Origin of the sequence: Microvirga arabica (genome assembly GCF_016811235.1) — a bacterium.
GTDB lineage: Bacteria > Pseudomonadota > Alphaproteobacteria > Rhizobiales > Beijerinckiaceae > Microvirga > Microvirga arabica.
Window position 1 is genome coordinate 30924 of the sequence record NZ_JAFBID010000005.1, and the last position, 19951, is coordinate 50874.

General features: G+C 68.7%; 20 protein-coding genes. 7 read left to right on the plus strand and 13 right to left on the minus strand.

Annotation, left to right across the window (positions count from 1 at the left end):
- Positions 1-117: 117 nt before the first annotated feature.
- The 10 genes from JQC81_RS04015 to JQC81_RS04055 form a co-directional block, all read right to left on the minus strand.
- Entirely contained in the window at positions 118-762 is a 645-nt protein-coding gene (locus JQC81_RS04015) for an NrsF family protein (protein ID WP_203270434.1), read from the minus strand.
- Complete coding sequence (locus tag JQC81_RS04020) at positions 759-1316, minus strand: sigma-70 family RNA polymerase sigma factor (protein WP_203270435.1); 558 nt, start codon at positions 1314-1316, stop codon at positions 759-761. Before JQC81_RS04020 ends, JQC81_RS04015 begins: the two co-directional genes overlap by 4 nt.
- A 94-nt stretch (positions 1317-1410) precedes the next feature.
- The gene (locus JQC81_RS04025; RefSeq protein ID WP_203270436.1) at positions 1411-1947 is read right to left on the minus strand and encodes a TlpA family protein disulfide reductase; all 537 of its coding nucleotides are present in this window, start codon (positions 1945-1947) and stop codon (positions 1411-1413) included.
- A complete protein-coding gene (locus tag JQC81_RS33755; protein ID WP_281400222.1) occupies positions 1944-2078 on the minus strand; it encodes a hypothetical protein in 135 nt (44 codons plus the stop codon). The genes JQC81_RS04025 and JQC81_RS33755 overlap by 4 nt, the downstream gene beginning before the upstream one ends.
- A gap of 11 nt (positions 2079-2089) precedes the next feature.
- Entirely contained in the window at positions 2090-2527 is a 438-nt protein-coding gene (locus JQC81_RS04030; protein WP_203270437.1) for a DUF411 domain-containing protein, read from the minus strand.
- Between the two features lie 26 nt (positions 2528-2553).
- Positions 2554-3990: a multicopper oxidase family protein gene (locus JQC81_RS04035; RefSeq protein WP_203270438.1), complete on the minus strand. Its 1437-nt coding sequence runs from the start codon at positions 3988-3990 to the stop codon at positions 2554-2556.
- A 99-nt stretch (positions 3991-4089) separates the two neighbouring features.
- Positions 4090-4431 carry a hypothetical protein gene (locus JQC81_RS04040; protein ID WP_203270439.1) on the minus strand — a complete coding sequence of 114 codons (342 nt, stop codon included), beginning with the start codon at positions 4429-4431 and terminating at the stop codon, positions 4090-4092.
- Positions 4432-4975: 544 nt separating this feature from the next.
- Entirely contained in the window at positions 4976-5149 is a 174-nt protein-coding gene (locus JQC81_RS04045) for a hypothetical protein (RefSeq protein WP_203270440.1), read from the minus strand.
- Between the two features lie 19 nt (positions 5150-5168).
- Positions 5169-6131 (minus strand): c-type cytochrome, encoded by a 963-nt coding sequence (locus tag JQC81_RS04050; protein WP_203270441.1) that lies wholly within the window; start codon positions 6129-6131, stop codon positions 5169-5171.
- A gap of 175 nt (positions 6132-6306) precedes the next feature.
- Entirely contained in the window at positions 6307-7092 is a 786-nt protein-coding gene (locus JQC81_RS04055) for a Bax inhibitor-1/YccA family protein (RefSeq protein WP_203270442.1), read from the minus strand.
- Positions 7093-7452: 360 nt separating this feature from the next.
- Between JQC81_RS04055 and JQC81_RS04060 the strand changes: the two genes are divergently transcribed.
- From JQC81_RS04060 to JQC81_RS04085, 7 genes are read left to right on the plus strand one after another with little or no spacing between them, the layout of a single operon-like run.
- The gene (locus tag JQC81_RS04060) at positions 7453-7932 is read left to right on the plus strand and encodes a FixH family protein (protein WP_312887469.1); all 480 of its coding nucleotides are present in this window, start codon (positions 7453-7455) and stop codon (positions 7930-7932) included.
- A 47-nt stretch (positions 7933-7979) separates the two neighbouring features.
- Positions 7980-8474: a FixH family protein gene (locus JQC81_RS04065; protein WP_203270443.1), complete on the plus strand. Its 495-nt coding sequence runs from the start codon at positions 7980-7982 to the stop codon at positions 8472-8474.
- Positions 8474-10036: an efflux RND transporter periplasmic adaptor subunit gene (locus tag JQC81_RS04070; RefSeq protein ID WP_203270444.1), complete on the plus strand. Its 1563-nt coding sequence runs from the start codon at positions 8474-8476 to the stop codon at positions 10034-10036. Before JQC81_RS04065 ends, JQC81_RS04070 begins: the two co-directional genes overlap by 1 nt.
- Positions 10033-13230 (plus strand): efflux RND transporter permease subunit, encoded by a 3198-nt coding sequence (locus tag JQC81_RS04075; protein WP_203270445.1) that lies wholly within the window; start codon positions 10033-10035, stop codon positions 13228-13230. The genes JQC81_RS04070 and JQC81_RS04075 overlap by 4 nt, the downstream gene beginning before the upstream one ends.
- A 5-nt stretch (positions 13231-13235) precedes the next feature.
- Positions 13236-13358 carry a hypothetical protein gene (locus JQC81_RS33760; RefSeq protein ID WP_281400223.1) on the plus strand — a complete coding sequence of 41 codons (123 nt, stop codon included), beginning with the start codon at positions 13236-13238 and terminating at the stop codon, positions 13356-13358.
- Positions 13355-14635: an adenylate/guanylate cyclase domain-containing protein gene (locus JQC81_RS04080; protein ID WP_203270446.1), complete on the plus strand. Its 1281-nt coding sequence runs from the start codon at positions 13355-13357 to the stop codon at positions 14633-14635. Before JQC81_RS33760 ends, JQC81_RS04080 begins: the two co-directional genes overlap by 4 nt.
- On the plus strand, positions 14632-15213 hold the full coding sequence (locus JQC81_RS04085; RefSeq protein ID WP_246520220.1) for a copper-binding protein: 582 nt from the start codon (positions 14632-14634) through the stop codon (positions 15211-15213). Before JQC81_RS04080 ends, JQC81_RS04085 begins: the two co-directional genes overlap by 4 nt.
- A 678-nt stretch (positions 15214-15891) precedes the next feature.
- On the opposite strand, the gene JQC81_RS04090 is transcribed toward JQC81_RS04085, so the two are convergent.
- The 3 genes from JQC81_RS04090 to JQC81_RS04100 form a co-directional block, all read right to left on the minus strand.
- Positions 15892-16584, minus strand: a complete 693-nt coding sequence (locus JQC81_RS04090; protein WP_312887470.1) for an SCO family protein — start codon at positions 16582-16584, stop codon at positions 15892-15894.
- A 145-nt stretch (positions 16585-16729) separates the two neighbouring features.
- Positions 16730-19138, minus strand: coding sequence for a heavy metal translocating P-type ATPase (locus JQC81_RS04095; RefSeq protein ID WP_203270448.1), 2409 nt, complete (start codon positions 19136-19138; stop codon positions 16730-16732).
- A gap of 139 nt (positions 19139-19277) precedes the next feature.
- On the minus strand, positions 19278-19442 hold the full coding sequence (locus JQC81_RS04100) for a hypothetical protein (protein ID WP_203270449.1): 165 nt from the start codon (positions 19440-19442) through the stop codon (positions 19278-19280).
- Between the last annotated feature and the right edge of the window lie 509 nt (positions 19443-19951).

Sequence of the window (19951 nt, forward strand, 5' to 3'; positions counted from 1 at the left end):
GGGCTCCCGTGACCAGCCGGAAGCTGCGTATACGTCATCAGGACTTCGCAAGACTGGTCCGGCCGGTCACAGGTCTACTGACCGCCCGACGACGCAGTTGGCCGCGGGTGTCTCCGGTCACCAACGCAGCAGACGCGGACCGAGCAGCGCCCCGGCCACGGTGCACAGGATGATGGTGCCGCCGTACCAGAGTGCGATGAACGGCAGGGAGTCGTCCATGCAGTGCAGCGCATAGCCCATCGCGCTCACGCCGCCCGCCGCGAGGCCGGCGAAGGCTCCGGTCCGGGCCAGGTCCGTGGGCGCCGCGAGCCGGCGCACGGTCCAGACGATCACCGCAAAGGGCACGATGGCGATGATCGGGATCGACACGAGGCACTCAAGCCACATGTCGCCCACGATCATCGCCTCCCAATGGGTGCTCGGTGCATAGGCGAGGCTCAGGCCCGCGAGCAGCACGATGGCGGCGAATGGCAGCAGCGCCAGGACGGGACGAGTCCTGCGCTCTCCGCCCGGGCGGGCGAGGCGCGTCAGCAGCAGCGACGCCATCAGGACGACGCCTGCCGAGAAGGCGAGCTTCAGGCCGAGAAAGGCCAGGGCGCCGGGCTCGTGCAGGTCCGGACGGACCCCGAGCGTCAGCAGGGCCGCAACGAGCGCCCCACCGGCCCCGAGCGCCACCGCGAGGCCAAGGCTGCGCCTGAGCTGGCCGCGGTCCACCGGCTCGACGTTCGTGCTGAGCATGTTGATCAGGTCGTCGGTCTTCATGTGGTCCTTCCTTGGGCAATTGCCGCCGCCATGGCCTTGAGGCCCCGATGCACGCTCACCTTGACCGCCGACTCCGACATGCCGCAACGGGCAGCGGTCTCGGCGACGCTCAGGCCATCGATCTTAACGTGCCGGATCGCGCGCCGCATCTTCTCGGGCAGCCGCGCGAGCAGGCGGTTGAGGTCGAGGGCGCTCTCCGCCCCGGCATGGTCGTCCTGCGCCTCGAAGTCGGCGGCATCCTCGATGGGCACATCCGTCATGGAGGCCTTCGTGTGGCGCAGGTGGTCGATGAGCTTGTAGCGCGCGATGGCATGCGCCCACGGGGTGAAGAGCTCGCCCGGGTCGTAGGTGTGCCGACGGGTATGGATCGCCATCAGCGTGTCCTGCACCAGATCCTCCGCCTCGTCCGCGCTCCGCCCGATCCGCGCGAGCTTATTCTTGTAGTAGGCCCGCAGGTGGCGGCTGAGCCTGTCCAGGAGCGCGCGGTGGGCCGCCGCATCGCCGTTCAGGCCGGCCGTCATGAGCGCCCGCAGCTCGGCTTCGTTCGCAATCATGAGCGTTCACCCGTTAGTTCGTGCCACATGGGTGTTCGGTTACACCGCCGCGCATCCATCAATGCGCGGCGCGCGTGCGAGATTGGTGGCGTTCTCATGGCGCGCCTCCATCCGAAGCGGGACCGATGCGTTCACGCAGGATCTGGACCATCTCGGGCGCATCCCAGACCGTCGGTCCGATCAGCCGGCCGATCTCCCGCCCCTCCCGGTCGAGCAGGAGCGTGGTCGGCAGGCCGACCGCGTTGAGGTCGCGCAGGGCCCGTCCTGACGCGTCGAGATAGACCGCGATGCGGCCGACCCCGGTCTCGCCGTAGAACCGGCGCACCGGCCCCGCGCCGGCACGGTCGATGGACAGGGCGACCACCTCGAAGCCCGGGCCGCCATGCATCGCCTGCAGGCGGTCCAGCGCCGGCATCTCCTGGCGGCACGGCGGGCACCAGGTCGCCCACACGTTCAGGAGCACGACCTTGCCGCGGAAGTCCGCAAGGGTCCGCGTGCCCCCCTCGCCGTCGACGAAGCGCAAATTGGGCACGGGGCGCGGTTCGCGGTGGAGAACGAAGGAGGCGGGCCGCTCCGTCGCGGCGGCAGGCGCCGCCGCGAGGACGAGGAGGGCGAGGAAAAACGGTATCATCGCCCGCTCCCAACCATGACCTTGACCAGTGCGATGATCGCGAGGACCAGCGCGACGCCAAGCAGGAGCCCGACGAGGCCCATGCCCCCCATCATCCAGCCCATCGGGCCGCTCATCATATCATGCATCATGGTTCGTTCCTTCACTCGACCGCGAAGATCTTGGGCGTGGCGTCGCCCGAGATCTCGTACATCTTGAAAGGCTCCATCTTCTGACCGGCCATCCCAGGAGAGCCCATCGGCATGCCCGGGAGCGAGATGCCCTTGATCGCTGGGCGCTCCGTGAGGAGCTTGTTAAGGGTTTTCAGCGGCACGTGCCCTTCGACGACGTAGTCGTCGACGAGGGTGGTGTGGCAGCCCTCAAGGTCGGGGGGGACGCCGTGCTCCTTCTTGACCAGCGGCAGGTCGTGGGTGGTCACGACCTTCACCTCGAAGCCGTTCTCGCGAAGGTACTTCACGTACTCCTCGCAGCAGCTGCATTGCGGGTTCTTGTAGAGGGTGGCCTGCTTCGCGGTCTGCGCGAGGACGGGACCGGCGAGCGTCAGGGCAAGGGCGAGAGCGGCGGTGTTGAGGATGCGCATGTGATTTCTCCTTGAAGATCGTGGTGTCAGGCGACACGGATGGAGCCCATCATCCCGCCCGCCTGGTGCTCCAGGACGTGGCAGTGGAACATCCAGTCGCCGGGGTTGTCGGCCAGGAAGGCGATCTCGACCCGCTCGCGCGGCGCGACCAGCACCGTGTCCTGCCATTCGCGACGGCGGGTGGGCACGCCGTCGCGACCGAGCACCCGGAAGGTGTGGCCATGCAGATGCATCGGGTGCCACCACTCCGTCTCGTTTTTGATCGCGAGGATGTGGGAGCTGCCGTGGGCGAGCGTGGCCATCGGCTCGTGGAGGTGCCCCGTGGCGGCGACGCCGTTCATCGCCCACACCAGGCCCTGGCGCAGCATGGCGCGGACGTCGGTCATCTCGCCGTGCACCATCGCCCCGGCCATCGTCCCCATCATGCCGCCGGCGAGAACCACGTCATGGCGCTGGGCGGATGACAGGTCCGGCTCCCGCACGGGGTTCGCGGGCAGTGGCAGGACAGCGGTCTCCCGAGGCTCGCGCAGGCGCTCGCCGGCATAGGCAAGATCGAGCAGCCGGTATTCGAGACCCTTGTAGAAGGCGTCCGTGACCTTGGACCGGCCGCCGGGCAGGCCCGTCATGTCGATCACTAGGTCGACGCGCATGGCCGGCCCGATCACCACCCGCCCATCTTCGGGCACGTGCGGCTCGACCGGATGGCCGTCGAGGGCCACGATCCAGGGGGCGTGCCCTTCGAACTCCAGGCCGAAGATGCGGGCGTTGGCGGCGTTGACGAGACGGAGCCGGATGCGTTCGCCGCGGCGGACCTCGAAGGCTTGGGCCACGGTCCCGTTGACCGTCACCGTGTTGCCGATGCGGCCGGCGTGGCTGACGTCGTGCAGGTTGCCGAAGTCGTCGCTGACCGACCCGTCCTTGAGAAGGCGCCAGTCGCCCAGCATCCAGGTGACATCGCGGTCGACCGGATAGGGCTCGCGCTCCTCCACGATGAACGGGCCGGAGAGCCCCCGCCCGACCTGGGCATGGCTCCTCTGGTGCGGGTGGTACCAGAACGTGCCCGCGTCCTCGCAGGCGAACTCATAGGTAAAGCTCTCGCCCGGACGGATGGGCGCCTGGGTGAGATGGGGCACGCCGTCCATCGGGTTCGGCACCCGCAGCCCGTGCCAGTGCACCGTGGTCTCCTCGGGCAGCCGGTTTTCCACGACGACGCGCACGCGCTCGCCCTGGCGGACCCGGATCCCGGGGCCGGGCACCGCGCCGTTATAGGCCCAAACCGGGGTTGCGGGACGGGAGGCGCCGGCGAGCGCCGCCTCACCAGGTGCGGCGAGCAGCCGGAACTCTGCGCCATGGGAGCCCTCATGGGCCCGGGCGCTGGGCGGAAGGCTGGCGGCAAGCGCGAGGCCCGCACCGCCGGCCAAAAGGGCGCGGCGGCTGAGCGCCGGCCCTGAACGATCTGACATGGTCTTCATCCTGAAACGTGTGGGGCGGCCCGGGCGAACACGGGCGCGCGGCGTCGACCGCCGGCGCGCGGGTTCAGGCGCGGCCGCGAGCGGCGCGCCTCAGCTCAGGATGCTTGGTTTCGGCGGAAAGGGGTCGGGCGGGCCGCGCAGCCCCGTTGCCTGAAGGACCAGGGCAGGATGCGCGGGCGCCCGCGCAACCGACACGAGGTCGGGCGGGAGCGGGAGGACGGCGATCATGGCCGCGCACAGGGCGGCGCAGGCCGGCATTGTGTCGCCGTCCTGATCGCATCCGTCACAGCCGTCGGGCATCGGCGCGCTCATTGCTGCGGCGGCCATTTGGGCGCTCATCTGCGCCGCCTTGACCCCATGCGTCGCCAGCCCCACCGCCAGGGTGAGGGCCAGCACAAGCGCACACAGGCGGCGGAGGGAAGCCCAGGTCATCGAATCCAAGATAGCAGCCCATGATGAGGGCGCAAGGCTGGTGTGTCTGAATGTCCGGCCGCGCGGGAATCCGTGCACCGGCCATGGTAAACCCCGGTTTTCCAGCTTCGCTCCGCCGGAATGCCTGTTGGCCACCGGGGCGCTCGGCATCGGGCCTTGCCGCATTGGCGCATGGTCACCGTCACCGGCCGCAGCGGCGCCGGGCTTTGCAGGAAGCATTCGCGAACGACCTCCCCGATGGCGTGGGGCAGGTCGGGGCTGAAAGGCGCGGTTTGCGCGAGTCCCGCGACAGGCAGCGCGGGCGCTGCCATGAGCCCGGCACGGCGCACAGTCGATGACCTGACGATCCCCATGGAAGACCCGATCCCCTGTTCAAGCTCCCGCCGGCGATGGGCAGGCCGGTGCTGTTCGGAAGGGAGCGGGTTCGGACCTGTTTGTCGATTGGCACAGCCCTGCGAGCGCTTTGCGTACGGACCCCGGCCAACCGACCTCGGCACGGCGACCGCCGACAGGGCCGCAACTGCCGGCCCGGATCCCTCCGCTCTCAAAACAACGCTTCCCCGGCCAAAAGGCCGGTCGCTGCCGCGGCCGCGGCAGCGGCAAGCAGCAGGGCGAAGAGGATCCTGAACAGCCGCGTGCCGCGCCTGATCACCCCAGTGAACGCCAACGGTCCCAGCGCAACGGCTGCCATCGCGATCATGGCCGCCAACCTCAGCATCTCAACCCTCCCCGGCCCATCATCGGCACATGCCCATCATGCCGCCGCCCATCATCCCACCCATCATGCCGCCACACATCCTGCCGCCGGGCCGGACCTCGCCGTAGCGGGGCGGCAGCGACTTCAAGTAGGTCGCCATCGCGAGCCGGTCGGCCTCGGTGAGGCGCGCCGTGTTGGAGACCACCTCCCGCATGGGCCCGCCGACATGCATCGCGCGCATTCCGCGCCCGGCCAGCAGGCCGGCGAGGTCCTGCACGGTCCATCGCCCGATGCCGGTCTCGATGTCGGGGGTGATGTTGGGCACCTCGTAGCCTTCGAGCCGCTCGCGCGTCCCCGACATATGCCGGGCGCGGTCGACCGCGCCCAAGGGATTGCGGGGCGCGTGGCAATCGGTGCAGTGAGCGACCGCATTGACGAGGTAGCGGCCCCGGTTCCATTCCGGGCTGCGGGCCGGCTCCGGCGCCAGCGGGCCGCGATCCAGGAACAGGATCTTCCACGGCGCCATCGCGAGCCGCACGTTGAAGGGGAATCCCAGCTCGTGGGGCCGGTCCGGCTGGGGAACGCCCGGAACCTGGCGCAGAAAGGCCCACAGGTCGGCGATGTCGCCGTCGGTCATCCCGGTATACGAGGTATAGGGAAAGACAGGATAGTAATGCTCGTTGCGCGGGGACACGCCGCGGCGCAGGGCCCGGCTGAAATCCTCCAGACTCCACGCGCCGATGCCGTGCGTCGGATCGGGCGTGATGTTCGGTGCGAAGAAGACCCCGAACGGGGTCGGCAGAGCCCGCCCGCCGGCGAAGGCCGCCCCGCCGCCGGCGCCGTTGGTGTGGCAGTTGGCGCAGTTGCCGGCCGTGGCGAGATACGCCCCGCGCCGGGCCGCCTCCGGGTCGGGCCTCGCCGCCTCTGCAGTCTGGGCGCCCGCCGGTTTCACGCCGATCATCAGAAGCAGCGATGCGATGACGACGTGTGCGGTTAAAGCCATGGGCGCAGCTCTTTCATGTCATGGGCGTCGAGCCCGCCAAGAGGCGCCCGAGGGGCGCACACAATCCCGGGCCTCCGGTGGCGGGTGCCACCGGAGGCTCGCAGGATCCCTTCGCAGGGCGCATGGCTTCGGTTACATCCAATGTGACGGCGTCCGGCGCGGAACGCATGGCAGGCTACTCGCTGCGATTGACGCCCACGAGCGACAACAGGAACTGGAACATGTTGATGAAGTCGAGATAGAGCGTCAGGGCGCCGAAGATCGACACCTTGGCCGCACCTTCGGCGTCAAGGCCGCCCATGAGGTACATCTCCTTCAGCTTCTGCGTGTCGTAGGCCGTGAGGCCGGCGAAGATCAGCACGCCGATCACCGAGATGCCGAACTGCAGCGCGCTCGACGCGACGAAGATGTTCACAATCGAGGCCAGGATCAGGCCGACGAGACCCATCATCAGGAACGAGCCCATGCCGGACAGGCTGCGGTTCGTGGTGTAGCCCCAGAGCGACAGCGAGCCGAAGGCCGCCGCCGTGATGAAGAACACCTGCACGACGCTCGCGCCGGTGTAGCGGATGAGAAGCGTCGAGAGCGAAGCACCCATCACCGCAGCAAAAGCGAAGAAGGTGCCGCGGGCAGACGCCGCCGACATCCGGTCCATGCGGAACGAGAAGAAGAAGATGAAGGCCAGAGGCGCCAGCGCCAGCAGCCACATCAGCGGCGTGGTGTACAGAAGGCGGCCGAACGCCGTGAGAGTGACGCCTCCGACCTGTCCGGCGGCGGATGCGGGATCGCTCGTCGTGGCCGCCATGTTGACACCGAGAGCCACGAGGGCCGAGATGCCAAGGCCCACGACCATGTTGTTGTACACGCCAAGCACGAAAGCGCGCAGGCCCTGGTCGACCTGTGCGGCCGTCCGGGCCAGGCCGGTGCCATAGGCGGTTTGGTTTTGCTCATACGGTTGCATCGAAGTCCTCTCCAGTCTCGGCCGCTCGACCCGTCGCAAGCGCGGCAGGCTCCTGGGCGACCAATCGCCGTTCTTCGAGACAGTTCGCTGAGATTGTGGGTTTGGTTACATCCCATACCTGTGAGCGGCAGCCGCCGCGCGATGAGGCAAGGCCGGTTCCCGCTGCGCCCGCAACACCGCTTATTCGCCCAGCCGGAAGGCCAGCCCGTGTAACCAGCGCCGCCCTTTCACCGAACTCCCTCTCCGGATGCGGCCAGAGGGATGGGCCTGAGCCGGTTCCGATCAGCGGCGATTAAATGCCGTGAGGGTTGTAACCGTTTCGGTGGTGCCAGCGAACTCACCTGCAAAAGGGGCTTTTCCGTGAATGTCTTGAATGTCGCATGGTTCCGTATGCCGCACAGGAGCGCCGCCCGCTCCTCTGGGGGGCAGGCCGTGCATACGGCTGTCCGGGGCATGGCGGCGGCGATCATGATGGCGGTCTTCATCCTTGCCAGCCCGAGCCTGGCGCAGGGGGGCAAGGCATCTGACTACCAGTTCGAGCTCGTCGAGCGGGAGCTGAAGCAGGGCTACGGTGCCGAGCTGACCGTGCGGTTGGTGCACCGGCCGACCGGGAAGGTGGTGCCCGGCGCGGTCGTGTTCATCAGCCGGTTGGACATGTCGCCGGACGGCATGGACGAGATGACGGCGCCGCTGGAGCCCGTGTCTGACGTGCTGCCAGGTTACTTCCGTTTTGAGACGGACCTCGTCATGGACGGCGACTGGTCGCTCGTGCTCGTGGCGAAGGTGCCCGGCGCGGACGGCTACGTCCGCGGCAAGCTCATCGTGACGGCGGTGCCATGATGCGTCCCGCCGGAAAGCCCACACAAGAACCTACGAAGGCTGCAACCATGAAGAAAGCTGTCATCACGCTCCTGTTCCTCGTCGCGCTCGGCGCGGCCACCGCGACCGGCTACCGTGTCGGCAAGGGCGGGCTCACCCTGCCGGCCTGGGTGCCGCCGCAGGTCACGACAGCGCTCGCCGGCCTCCTCCCTGCCCCTGCCGCCTCCTCGATCTCGACCGAGGCTCTGAACGACTACGAGTTCCGGCTCGTCAGCCCGCAGGCCCGCTCGGGCGAGGCTTTGGTCGCGGTCGAGCTCATCCACAAGCCGACCGACAAGCCCGTGCCTGATGCGGTGATCTTCGCCCGCCGCCTCGACATGGCCCCTGAGGACATGGCGATGATGACGGCGCCTCTGGAGCCGCAGCCCGCCGACAAGCCCGGCACCTACCTGTTCAAGACCAATCTCGCGATGGAGGGCGGCTGGCAGGTGTCGCTCGCCGCGAAGGTGCCCGGCGAGGCCGGCACCGTGCAAGGCAAACTCATTCTCAAGGCGGTGCAGTAATGGACCAAATCTCCCCCCTCCACTCGCTGGAACGCCAGGATCCCTTCGCGAGCCACGATCCCTTCGAGCCGGGCATGGGCCCTGAGGAGCCCCCGCCGCCGCGCCGCGGGCGAACCCTGAAGCGGCTCGCGCTCACCGTGCTGGCGGCCACGGCGTTGGCGGGCGGGATCGCGGCGGGGTACCACGGCGGCCGGACGAACTGGCCGTTGCCGGGCTGGCTCCCGGCTCCGGCCGTGGCGATCCTGAACGGCCCTGCGCCAACCGCCGGGGGGCCGGTCGCCTATTACCGCCACCCCGACGGCCAGCTGGCCTACTCGGCCTCGCCGAAGAAGACCGAGGACGGCCGCGATTACCTGCCGGTGCCGGCCAGCGCAGACGTGAGCTTTGATGAGAAGCCGAACGACGCGCCGGCCGGACAGACTGCGGCCGACCAGGGCGGCGGGAAAAAGATCCTGTACTACCGCAACCCGATGGGCCTGCCCGACACCTCGCCGGTGCCGAAGAAGGACTCGATGGGGATGGACTACATCCCGGTTTACGAGGGCGAGGCGGAGGACGGCTCGACCGTCACGGTCACGCCGGGCAAGCTGCAGCGAACCGGCGTGCGCACGGAGGCCGTGGAGCGCCGCGTGGTGATCCGTCCGGTTCGCGCGCCCGGGACGGTGAAGCTGGACGAACGCCGCGTGACTGTCATCACCTTGCGGTCCGAGGGCTTCATCGACAAGGTCGAGAACGTCACCACCGGGGAACGGGTCCGCAAGGGCGATCCTCTGTTGCGCCTGTACTCTCCGGACATCGCGGCGGCGAGCGCGCAGTACCTCAGCGTCCTGAACGAAGGCAACGGCGGTGCCGGACGGCCGCTGGTGCTGGAGGGTGCCCGCCGCCGCCTTGAGAATCTCAACGTGCCCCCGGAGGTGATCGCCGAGATCGAGCGCACCCGCAAGGTGCCGCTGTCGGTCACCTGGTCGGCCCCGCGGGACGGCGTCATCCTGGAGCGCAACGCCATCGAGGGCATGCGGGCCATGCCCGGTGACGTGCTGTTCCGGCTGGCCGACATCTCGACTGTCTGGATCCTCGCCGACGTGCCCGAACACGACCTGGGTGCGGTCAAGCCGGACCAGGCCGTGACCCTGAGGGTGCGCAGCCTACCGGGACAGACGTTCTCGGGCCGCGTCGACCTGATCTACCCGCAGGTGAACCCGGAAACCCGCACGGCCCGGGTGCGGATCGAGATCCCCAATCGGGACGGGGCGCTGCTGCCTGACATGTACGCGGACGTGGAGTTCGCCACCGGCTCCGGCAAGCCCGTCGTGGCCGTGCCCGACAGCGCGCTCATCGACACCGGCACGCGCCAGGTCGTGATCGTCGACAAGGGCGAGGGCCGCTTCGAGCCGCGTGAGGTCAAGGTCGGCGCTCGCGGGAACGGCTTCGTCGAGATCCGCGAGGGCATCGCCGCGGGGGATCAGGTGGTGACATCCGCCAATTTCCTGATCGACGCCGAAAGCAACCTGAAAGCCGCCCTGCAGGGCATGACGGCACCTGCTGAAGAGAAGCCGCAATGATCGCCCGTACCATCGCCTGGTCGTCCCGCAACCTGATGCTCGTGTTGATCGGGACACTGTTCGCCGTGGCGGCGGGCGTCTACGCCCTGCGCAGCCTGCCGCTCGACGCCATTCCCGACCTCTCGGACGTGCAGGTGATCGTCTACACCGAGTATTCCGGGCAGGCGCCGCAGGTGGTCGAGGACCAGGTCACCTATCCTCTGACGACAGCGATGCTCACCGTGCCGAAGTCGAAGGTGGTGCGCGGCTTCTCGTTCTTCGGCGTGTCCTTCGTCTACATCATCTTCGAGGACGGCACCGATCCCTACTGGGCGCGCTCACGCGTGCTGGAGTACCTGAATGCCGCGTCGCGGCGCCTGCCGACGGGGGTGACGCCCAGCCTGGGGCCTGACGCAACCGGCGTGGGCTGGGTCTACCAGTACGCGATCCTGGCCAAGAACCTGACGTTGGCCGAGCTGCGCACGGTGCAGGACTGGAAGGTGCGCTTCGCCGCCGCCAAGGCGGAGGGCGTCGCCGAGGTCGCCGCGGTGGGCGGGTTCGTCAAGCAGTACAACGTCGTGGTCGACCCGCGGCGCCTGCGGGCGCAGGGCGTCTCGATGACCATGATCCGCGACGCCATCCGCGGCAGCAACATGGACGTGGGCGGGCGCACCGTCGAACTCTCCGAGTTCGAGTTCATGGTCCGCGGGCGCGGTTACCTGAAGAACATCCAGGACATCGAAAGCATCGTCCTCAAGACCGACGCGGGAACGCCGCTGCGGCTCGGCGACGTGGCGCGCGTCGAGCTCGGACCGGACGAGCGGCGCGGCATCACCGAGCTCAACGGCGAGGGCGAGGTCGCGAGCGGCATCATCCTGCAACGGTTCGGCGCCAACGCGCTGAACGTGATCGAAAGCGTGAAGCAGCGCCTCACGGAGGTCGCGTCGAGCCTGCCCGCCGGCACCGAGATCGTGCCGGTCTACGACCGCTCGCAGCTCATCGAGGCGGCCATCGAGACCCTCAAGCACACGCTGCTTGAGGAGAGCATCATCGTTGCGCTCGTCTGCATCGTCTTCCTGCTGCATCTGCGCAGCGCGCTCGTCGCCATCCTGATGCTGCCGGTCGGGATCCTGATCAGCTTCGTCGCCATGAAGTTGATCGGGCTTGGCTCCAACATCATGAGCCTGGGTGGCATCGCCATTGCGGTCGGCGCCATGATCGACGCCGCCATCGTGATGATCGAGAACGCCCACAAGCATCTGGAGCGCGCGCCCAAGGACAAGCCACGCGTCGAGATCCTGATCGAGGCCGCAAGCGAGGTCGGACCGGCGCTGTTCTTCAGCCTCCTGATCATCACGGTCTCGTTCCTGCCGATCTTCACGTTGGAGGCGCAGGAAGGCCGTCTGTTCGGTCCGCTTGCCTTCACCAAGACCTTCGCCATGGCCTCCGCCGCATTCCTGTCGGTGACCCTCGTTCCGGCACTGATGGTGATCTTCGTGCGGGGCCGCATCATCCCCGAGCACAAGAACCCGCTCAATCGCTTCCTGATTTGGATCTATCGCCCGGTGATCCGCGGGGTTCTGAAAGCCAAGGTCCTGACAATCGTGATTGCGCTGGTGGCGCTGGGGGCCAGCGTGTGGCCCGCGCGCCAGATCGGGTCCGAGTTCATGCCGACCCTGAACGAGGGCACGCTGATGTACATGCCGACGACCCTGCCGGGACTGTCGGTGACCAAGGCGGCGGAACTCCTTGCCACGCAGGACCGGATCATCAAGTCCTTCCCCGAGGTGGCGTCGGTTTACGGCAAGGCCGGGCGGGCCATGACGGCGACCGACCCGGCGCCGACGGAGATGTTCGAAACCATCATCAACCTGAAGCCGAAGTCTGAATGGCGTTCCGGGATGACCATCGACAGCCTCAAGGAGGAGATGGACAAGGCGCTCCAGTTCCCGGGCGTGGCCAATGCCTGGACGATGCCGATCCGCGCCCGCATCGACATGCTCTCGACCGGCATCCGCACACCAGTGGGCATCAAGGTGTTCGGCACCGACCTCGCCGAGATGGAAAAGATCTCGCGTCAGGTCGAGGCGGTGGTGAAGGCGGTCCCCGGCACGTCCAGCGCCTACGCGGAGCGTGTCATCGGCGGCTACTATCTGGACATCACGCCGAACCGGGCGGCACTCGGACGTTACGGCCTGACCGTGGGCGACGTGCAGGACGTGATCGCCATGGCGCTGGGCGGTGAGACCGTCACCGACACCGTCGAGGGCCGCGAGCGCTACAGCGTCAATGTGCGCTACCCGCGCGAGCTGCGTTCCAACCCACAGGCCATCGCGACCGAGGTGCAGGTGCCGATGGCCAATGGCGGCGCAGTTCCGTTGGGCGAGGTGGCGGAGGTGAAGCTCACCCGGGGCGCGACCTCAATCCGCACCGAGAACGGCCAACTCGCTGTCTACATTTTCGTCGACATCACCGGACGCGACCTCGGCAGCTACGTCGCCGACGCGCGCCAGGCGGTCGCCAGCGAGGTCAAGTTCCCGCCGGGCTACTACGTCCAATGGAGCGGGCAGTTCGAGTACCTGGAGCGTGCGGAGGCCCGCCTGAAGATCGTCGTCCCCGTCACGCTGATGATCATCTTCCTGCTGCTCTACCTCAACTTCAAGGCGCTCACCGAGACACTCATCGTCATGCTGTCCCTGCCGTTCGCGCTCGTCGGCGGCCTGTGGCTGATGTGGTGGCTGGGCTTCAACATGTCGGTTGCGGTGGCGGTGGGCTTCATCGCGCTCGCGGGCGTCGCGGCGGAGACCGGCGTCATCATGCTGATCTACCTGGATCACGCCATGAAGGAGGTGCAGGCCGAGCGCGCGGCGCAGGGGCGGGCCTTCAGCCGCGAAGACCTCTACGAGTCCATCATGGTCGGCGCGGTCGAACGCGTGCGCCCGAAGATGATGACCGTGGTGGCCATCATGGCGGGCCTGATCCCGATCCTGTGGAGCACCGGCGCGGGCTCCGAGATCATGCAGCGCATCGCCGTGCCGATGATCGGCGGCATGGTCTCCTCCACGGTGCTGACGCTCGTGGTCATCCCGGCGATCTACGCCCTCGTGAAGGGGCGCGGGCTCCCGAGGCGGGGGGACGTGGCCCCAAGCCGCGACGGTGCGCGCGAGCCCCTGTCCGCACGACTTGGAAACGCGCTGCCGCGGGCGGCTGAGTGAGCGCCATGAACGTGCCCGTCATGCAGCAGGTGACCGCCATGGATCAGAGCCGCCGCCACGGCCTCGTCTCCCGCGGGTGCCGCGTTGGCACCCGTGGCGCCTTCGCCGCCGCACGGACGCCGCGATGAGGTCGCACATCGAACGGGGCCTGGCGCGCGCTGAACAGGACACCGAGGCTCTCCTCGCTGTCCTGCGCCTCCTGGTGTTCTCCGCCATCACGGCCGTGTTCTGGGCGGGCGGCGCACTTGAGCATGCGCATATGGCCATGTTCTCCTTCGTCGCCCTCGGCGCGTTCGCGACCGCAAGCCTGGCGCTGGCCTGGATCGGCTTTTTCCGGCCCTGGCTGCCCTGGGTGTTCGCGACCCTCGACGTCGGCCTCCTCCTGCACTGCGTCGGCCCGTTGGCCATGGCATTCGGATCGCCGGCGTCCGGCATCTCGGCCGCCCCGGGCACGTCGCTCATCTTCCTCCTCCTGGCGATTGCCGCCGTCCGCCACCGGCCTTATCTGGTCCTCTACACCGCCGGCCTGTTCGTGGCGGGCTGGGCGCTGCTGTGGATCACGGTCGGGGCGCAGGCGCCGGACGCCGCTTTCGTCTTGCCAGGGGAGATCACCCGCCTCTCCGTCGTGGCGCTCACGGCCGTCGTGCTGTTCGTGGCCGTGGGCCGGACGCGCCGGGCGCTCGCGGACGCCATCCGGGAGGCGCGGCTGCGCTCCAACCTGTCCCGCTTCTTCAGCGCTGGCATCGCCGACCAGCTCGCGCGGTTTGAGCCGGTGACCGCGTCCTTCCGGCCGCAGCTGGCCGCCGTGATGTTCATCGACGTGCGCGGCTTCACCCCGATGGCCGAGCGGATGACCGCAGACGAGCTCGCCTTGTTCCTCAGCGAGTACCGCCGCCGGATGGCGGCGCCGGTGACGCGGCGGGGCGGCGTCATCGACAAGTTCATCGGCGACGGGATCATGGCCGTGTTCGGCGTGCCGCATCCGACCGAGGCGGACGCCTGCAATGCCGTCCAATGCGGCCTGGACATCCTCGACGCGGCAGACCGCTGGAACGAAGAGCGCGCCGCGGCGGGACTCGGCCCTGTCGAGGTGGGGATCGGCATCCACTACGGCGAGGTCACCGCGGGAGCGCTCGGCGACGAGCAGCGCCTGGAGTTCACGGTGATCGGCGACACGGTCAACGCCGCCAACCGGATCGAGGAGCTCGCCGGCGCGCTCGGCGTTCGCCTTCTCGTGTCCGAGCCGGCGCTGCGGGCGGCAGGGCAGCTCGGGAACGGTGCCATGTGGGAACCCGTGCCGGACCAGGCCCTGCGCGGCCGGCGCCAACCCTTGCGCTTGCTGCGGCAAAAGCCCCCCGCCGAGCCGCACCAGGCCCGGTCCGACGCGGCCGTGGTGGCGTCATGAGCGGCGTGCCTTCCTTCAACCCGTTTCGACCCGACCCGACGGTCGGGGCCGGCGCCATCGTGGGCGCGCGCCGGCTGCGTTGGGCATCGAGCCTTTCCGCGCCCGCGACACAGCCTTCACGCGACGTGAAGAACCGCATTCGACCACAACAGGAGATCCCGATGTCGAACCTCATCCTCGCACCGCGCCTGCGCGGCCCGGCCCTGAAGACCCTGGTCCTGGGCGGCCTCGCCGCCGCGGCCCTGGCCCTGCCGGCGCACGCCCAGGGCAACTCCGGCGGCAACATGGGCAACATGCAGAACATGCCCGGCATGGGCGGCGGCAAGGCGCCGGCGGCCACGGCGGCGACGAGCGCCTCGGCGACCGGCACCGTCGAGTCGGTCAGCGCCCAGCAGCGCAAGATCAAGCTCAACCACGAGCCCATCCCGGCGTTCGGCTGGCCGGCCATGTCGATGGAGATGGCGGCCGCGCCGTCGGTCGACCTCACCCAGGTGAAGCCCGGGGCCAAGGTGAAGTTCACCCTGAACAAGAGCGCGGACGGCAGCTACACCGTTCAGTCGCTCAGCCCGGCGCAATAAGCCATCCCGCCGGAGGCGCAGTGGCGTCTCCGGCCCTTCCCCGGCCTGGCTGGCAGCGGCCAAGGCCGGGGCCTTGTTCTCCCCGGGCGAGACTTTCTCCCAGCCGCGGTGCAACGCTCACGCTGGCAGGCTCCCGCGCGCGTGCTGATGCGGCGACCCCCTGCCGAATGCGGGACGCGAACGGCAGGGGTCCGTGAACGGCGTTCGCATGATCGGACCCATGGGCCCACCGCGCGGGAAACCCGCGCCACCCTGCGCAGGCCATCCTCATGGACGGCGCATGACCGACATGGGCGCTCTTCGAGCTGCCACCCCTCTCAACCTCCAGGGCAGCAATGTTAGCATGGTGGGAGTTGGCGCGGTCGCTCGCGCCCTCGGGTGCCTTGAGCGCCAGGGATCTCGCGCTTCACTGTCGCGGTCTACGAAGGCGACGAGGCGTAAGCCCGCGCGTCGGGCAGCGAGGCTTCCTATTCGCTGGGCCCGGCCGTCGGCGGCCTGTCGGTGCTGCGGCTTGGGCTTTCCCGCCCGCGAGGACTGGGCAAAGCGGCACTTGGACCCAGTTGAGCATCCGTAGGGCAGGATGGCAACCGCCCACTCGGTGTAAGGGGATGCCTGCATTGTCGCGCCTCCACGTGCGGCAGCAATAGCCGCACGTGTGGCGGGGCACGGCAGCCACGGTCAGAAAAAGGACCGGAGGCGCTCCCACAACGAAGGGCTTCGCTCCACGTCGTGGCGGTCGCGGTCGTTCACCAGGGCGTTGATGTAGACGACCAGGTTCGTGGGTTCGAACTGCAGGCCGTGGAAGTTCGCGCGCCAGCGTCCCTCGCGGTCGATGACGTGGGTGACGATGCCATGCATCTGCATGCCGTCGGCAGTCTTGGTGAACTTGTGTCCGAACTGTTCCGCCAGCTTGCGGGTCGCATCCTCGGGCATCCCAGGTGTGGTCGTCAGGAACGCCCAATTCCGCAAATCGAGCCCGCGCTCCGCACCGAAGGCGCTCAAGACCTCCGGCTTGTCACGGTCCGGGTCGGTGGTGATGGTCAGGAACTGTACCTGATCGCGCATCGGCGTGCTGTTCACCATGCCCTGGATCTCGGCGATCTTCTCAGTGTGGAGCGGGCACACGTCCGTGCAGCCCAAGTAAATGAAATTGACGATGACGACCTTGCCGCGAAGCGCGGAGAGGCGATGATCGTTTCCCTTGGCGTCCCGCAGCGTGAATTCCGGAGCGGGCCGGTCCTTCACCTCGAAGTACTTCTCCTTTTTGTGCATCTCGCCCTGGAGGCTGTCGAGCGAGTGCGCCGACGCAGGGTTGGCTGTCAGGCTGGCGAGCGCGACGGCGGCGACAGCGATGAGCGAAGGCAAGTTCACGATTAGGTTCTCCACTTTGAAGTTTTCTGGGCCGGCGCGCTTGAGGTGGCGCCGAGGCCCGGGCAGAGGCATTGCGCTACCCGCGGCATCGGCAGCGGGGTGAAACCTGGCCGGCTCCCGCCTGCCGACGCCCGCGCCCGGGCCATCAGATCCGGGCGACGCGGAGCCGCAGCGCGTTGGCGATCACGCTGACGGACGACAGCGCCATGGCCGCGGCGGCGATGATCGGCGACAGCAGGACACCAAGGATCGGGAAGAGCACGCCGGCCGCCACGGGCACCCCGAGGGCGTTGTAGATGAAGGCCCAGAACAGGTTCTGACGGATGTTGCGCATGGTGGCCTGCGACAGCCGCCGTGCCCGCACGATGCCGTTGAGGTCGCCCTTGAGCAGCGTGACGCCGGCGCTTTCAATGGCCACGTCGGTGCCGGTGCCCATGGCAATGCCGACGTCGGCGGCGGCAAGCGCCGGGGCGTCGTTGACCCCGTCGCCGGCCATGGCAACCACCCGGCCCGCGGCCTTGTGGCGGTTGACCACGGCACTCTTCTCCTCCGGCAGCACCTCCGCCTCGACCTCGGTGATGCCGAGCCGGCGGGCGACGGCCTCCGCGGTGGTCCGGTTGTCGCCGGTGAGCATCACGACGCGGATGCCTTCAGCCTTGAGCCCGGCCAGCGCCTCGGGGGTCGTGGCCTTCACCGGGTCCGCGATGGCGATGGTGCCGGCGGCCCGTCCGTCGATGCCGACGAAGATCGCTGTGGCGCCCTCGCGCCGGAGCTCGTCCGCGGCTTGCGACAGCGGCGCGACGTCGACGCCGCGCTCGGCGAGGAAGCGGGTGTTGCCCAGCACCACGTCCTTGCCGTCCACCTTACCGAGGGCTCCCTTGCCGGTGGGGGAGTCGAACCCCACCGGATCGCCCAGGGCAAGGCGCCGATGCGTCGCCGCCGCGACGATGGCCGTGGCGAGCGGGTGCTCGCTGGCGCGCTCGACGCTTGCGGCGAGGCGCAGGATCTCGTCCTCGCCGAAGCCTGGCGCCGGCACCACCGCGGTCACGGCGGGCTTGCCCTCGGTGAGGGTGCCGGTCTTGTCGACGACGAGGGTGTCGACCTTCTCCATCCGCTCCAGCGCCTCGGCGTTCTTGATGAGGACGCCGCCTTGGGCGCCGCGTCCGACGCCGACCATGATCGACATGGGCGTCGCGAGGCCGAGGGCACACGGACAGGCGATGATGAGCACCGCGACCGCTGCGATGAGGGCGAAGGAGAGGCGCGGCTCCGGGCCGAAGACGTACCACGCGAGGAAGGCCAGCGCGGCGATCACGATCACCGCAGGCACGAACCAACCGGCGACCTGGTCGACGAGCCGTTGGATCGGCGCGCGGGAACGCTGGGCGTCGGCGACCATCTGCACGATGCGGGCGAGCATGGTGTCGCGTCCGACCCGCTCGGCGCGCATGACGAAGCTTCCGGTCTGGTTGAGGGTGCCCGCGGTCACCTTGGATCCGGGCTCCTTGGTGACCGGCATCGACTCGCCCGTCACCATAGATTCGTCGACCGAGCAGCGCCCTTCCAGGACTTCGCCGTCAACCGGCACCTTTTCGCCCGGGCGGACCCGCAGCCGGTCGTCGACGCCAACCGCGTCAAGGGCGATCTCCTCGTCGAGCCCGTCCGCGCCGACGCGCCGCGCTGTCTTGGGCGTGAGGTCGAGCAGGGCCCGGATGGCGCCGGAGGTCTGGTCACGGGCCTTGAGCTCCAGCACCTGCCCAAGGAGAACCAGGACGGTGATCACGGCCGCTGCCTCGAAGTAGGCCGGGATGGCGCCGTCGGGCCCCCGCAGGGCCGCCGGGAACAGGCCGGGGGCGAGGGTCGCGACGGTGCTGTAGGCCCAGGCCGCGCCGACGCCGAGCGCGATCAGTGTGAACATGTTGAGGCTGCGCGCCAGAACTGACTGCCAGCCGCGCACGAAGAACGGCCAGCCGGCCCAGAGCACCACCGGCGTGGCGAGGGCGAGTTGCAGCCAATTGGAGGCCTGCTGGCCGATTACGTGGGTGAGCCCCGTCAGATCGCCGCCCATGGCCAGGAGCACGACAGGAACGGTCAAGGCCGTGCCGATCCAGAACCGGCGCGTCATGTCGACGAGCTCCGGGTTCGGGCCTGCATCCGCGGTGACGATGTCGGGTTCGAGAGCCATGCCGCAGATGGGGCAGGATCCTGGCCCGACCTGCCTGACCTCGGGGTGCATCGGGCAGGTGTAGACCGTGCCCTCCGGGACGGGCTCGTCGGTCTCCTTGACGGCCTGCGGGGACAGATAGCGGGCTGGATCCTTTTCGAACTTGTCCCGGCATCCGCCCGAGCAGAAATAGAACGGGCGCCCGCCGTGCTGCGCCCGATGGGGCGTGGTGTGCGGGTCGACCATCATGCCGCAGACCGGGTCCTTCACGCGGTGCTCCGCATCGGGACCGGCCGGATGCATGCCTGTGTCGGCTGGGCCGCCCAGGAGGGCGCGGGCGGGGGCATCGTGGTTGCAGCACGAGGCCGCCTTGGCTCGGTCATGGGTCATGGGCGGTTTCCTTGTCGGCCAAGGGCGCGAACCCGCGCGCCCGGTGAACAAACGCCCGGTTCTGGGCATCGATCCTTTGATGGCGCAGCCCCTGTGTCGCGCAAACGCACAATCGGGCGGCGGTGATGGTGCCCCGGCCTCACTCGAAAAGCCGGGCAACGGCGAACAGCACGATCAGCAGGCCAGCCCCCAGGCACAGGGCCATCGCCCAGTGGAAGCCGCTCGTCGCTGGCCGCTGGTGGTGGCCAGGCCTGCCACCCATCCTGACAGCGGTTTTCGGATCATGATCGGAGCTCGAACCCATGTGCTGTTCCTTGTTCAAACTGTCAGGGTTTGTGGGAGGGACGTGGCCGGCGGTGAAACCTCCGGAAGTTGGACACCGCCTCAGGCATCCGGCCGCGGCGCCTGCCGGGGTTCCGGACGCCTTGCCTGGACGGAGACCAGTGCGCCGCTCGCGGCGCGGGACCTCGCAACGGTCGCGAGGAGGAGCAGAAGGGTTGTCAGTGCTGATACGATGAACATGGCCTTGCCTCAGCGCCGCGGGAGGCGGCGCATTCCCCCTATCATTCGGAATTGGTGGGACGACGGTTACACGCCTCACGCGTCTGTGAACGGTCGACAGCCCGCGCGGGTGCAGGGCTGGTGCCGGCCCGGACCCTGGGTTTTCCGGCTTGCAGTGTGGTCGCTGTGCCGAGCGGCAGCGGTACAAAACGCCATGATGCCCGTCACGGGTTCGACCGGCCACCCATGCGCAATCGACTGAACGCCATGGATCCGGGCCCAGCGTCCTGGCCAAACGGGCGGTCCCTCCCA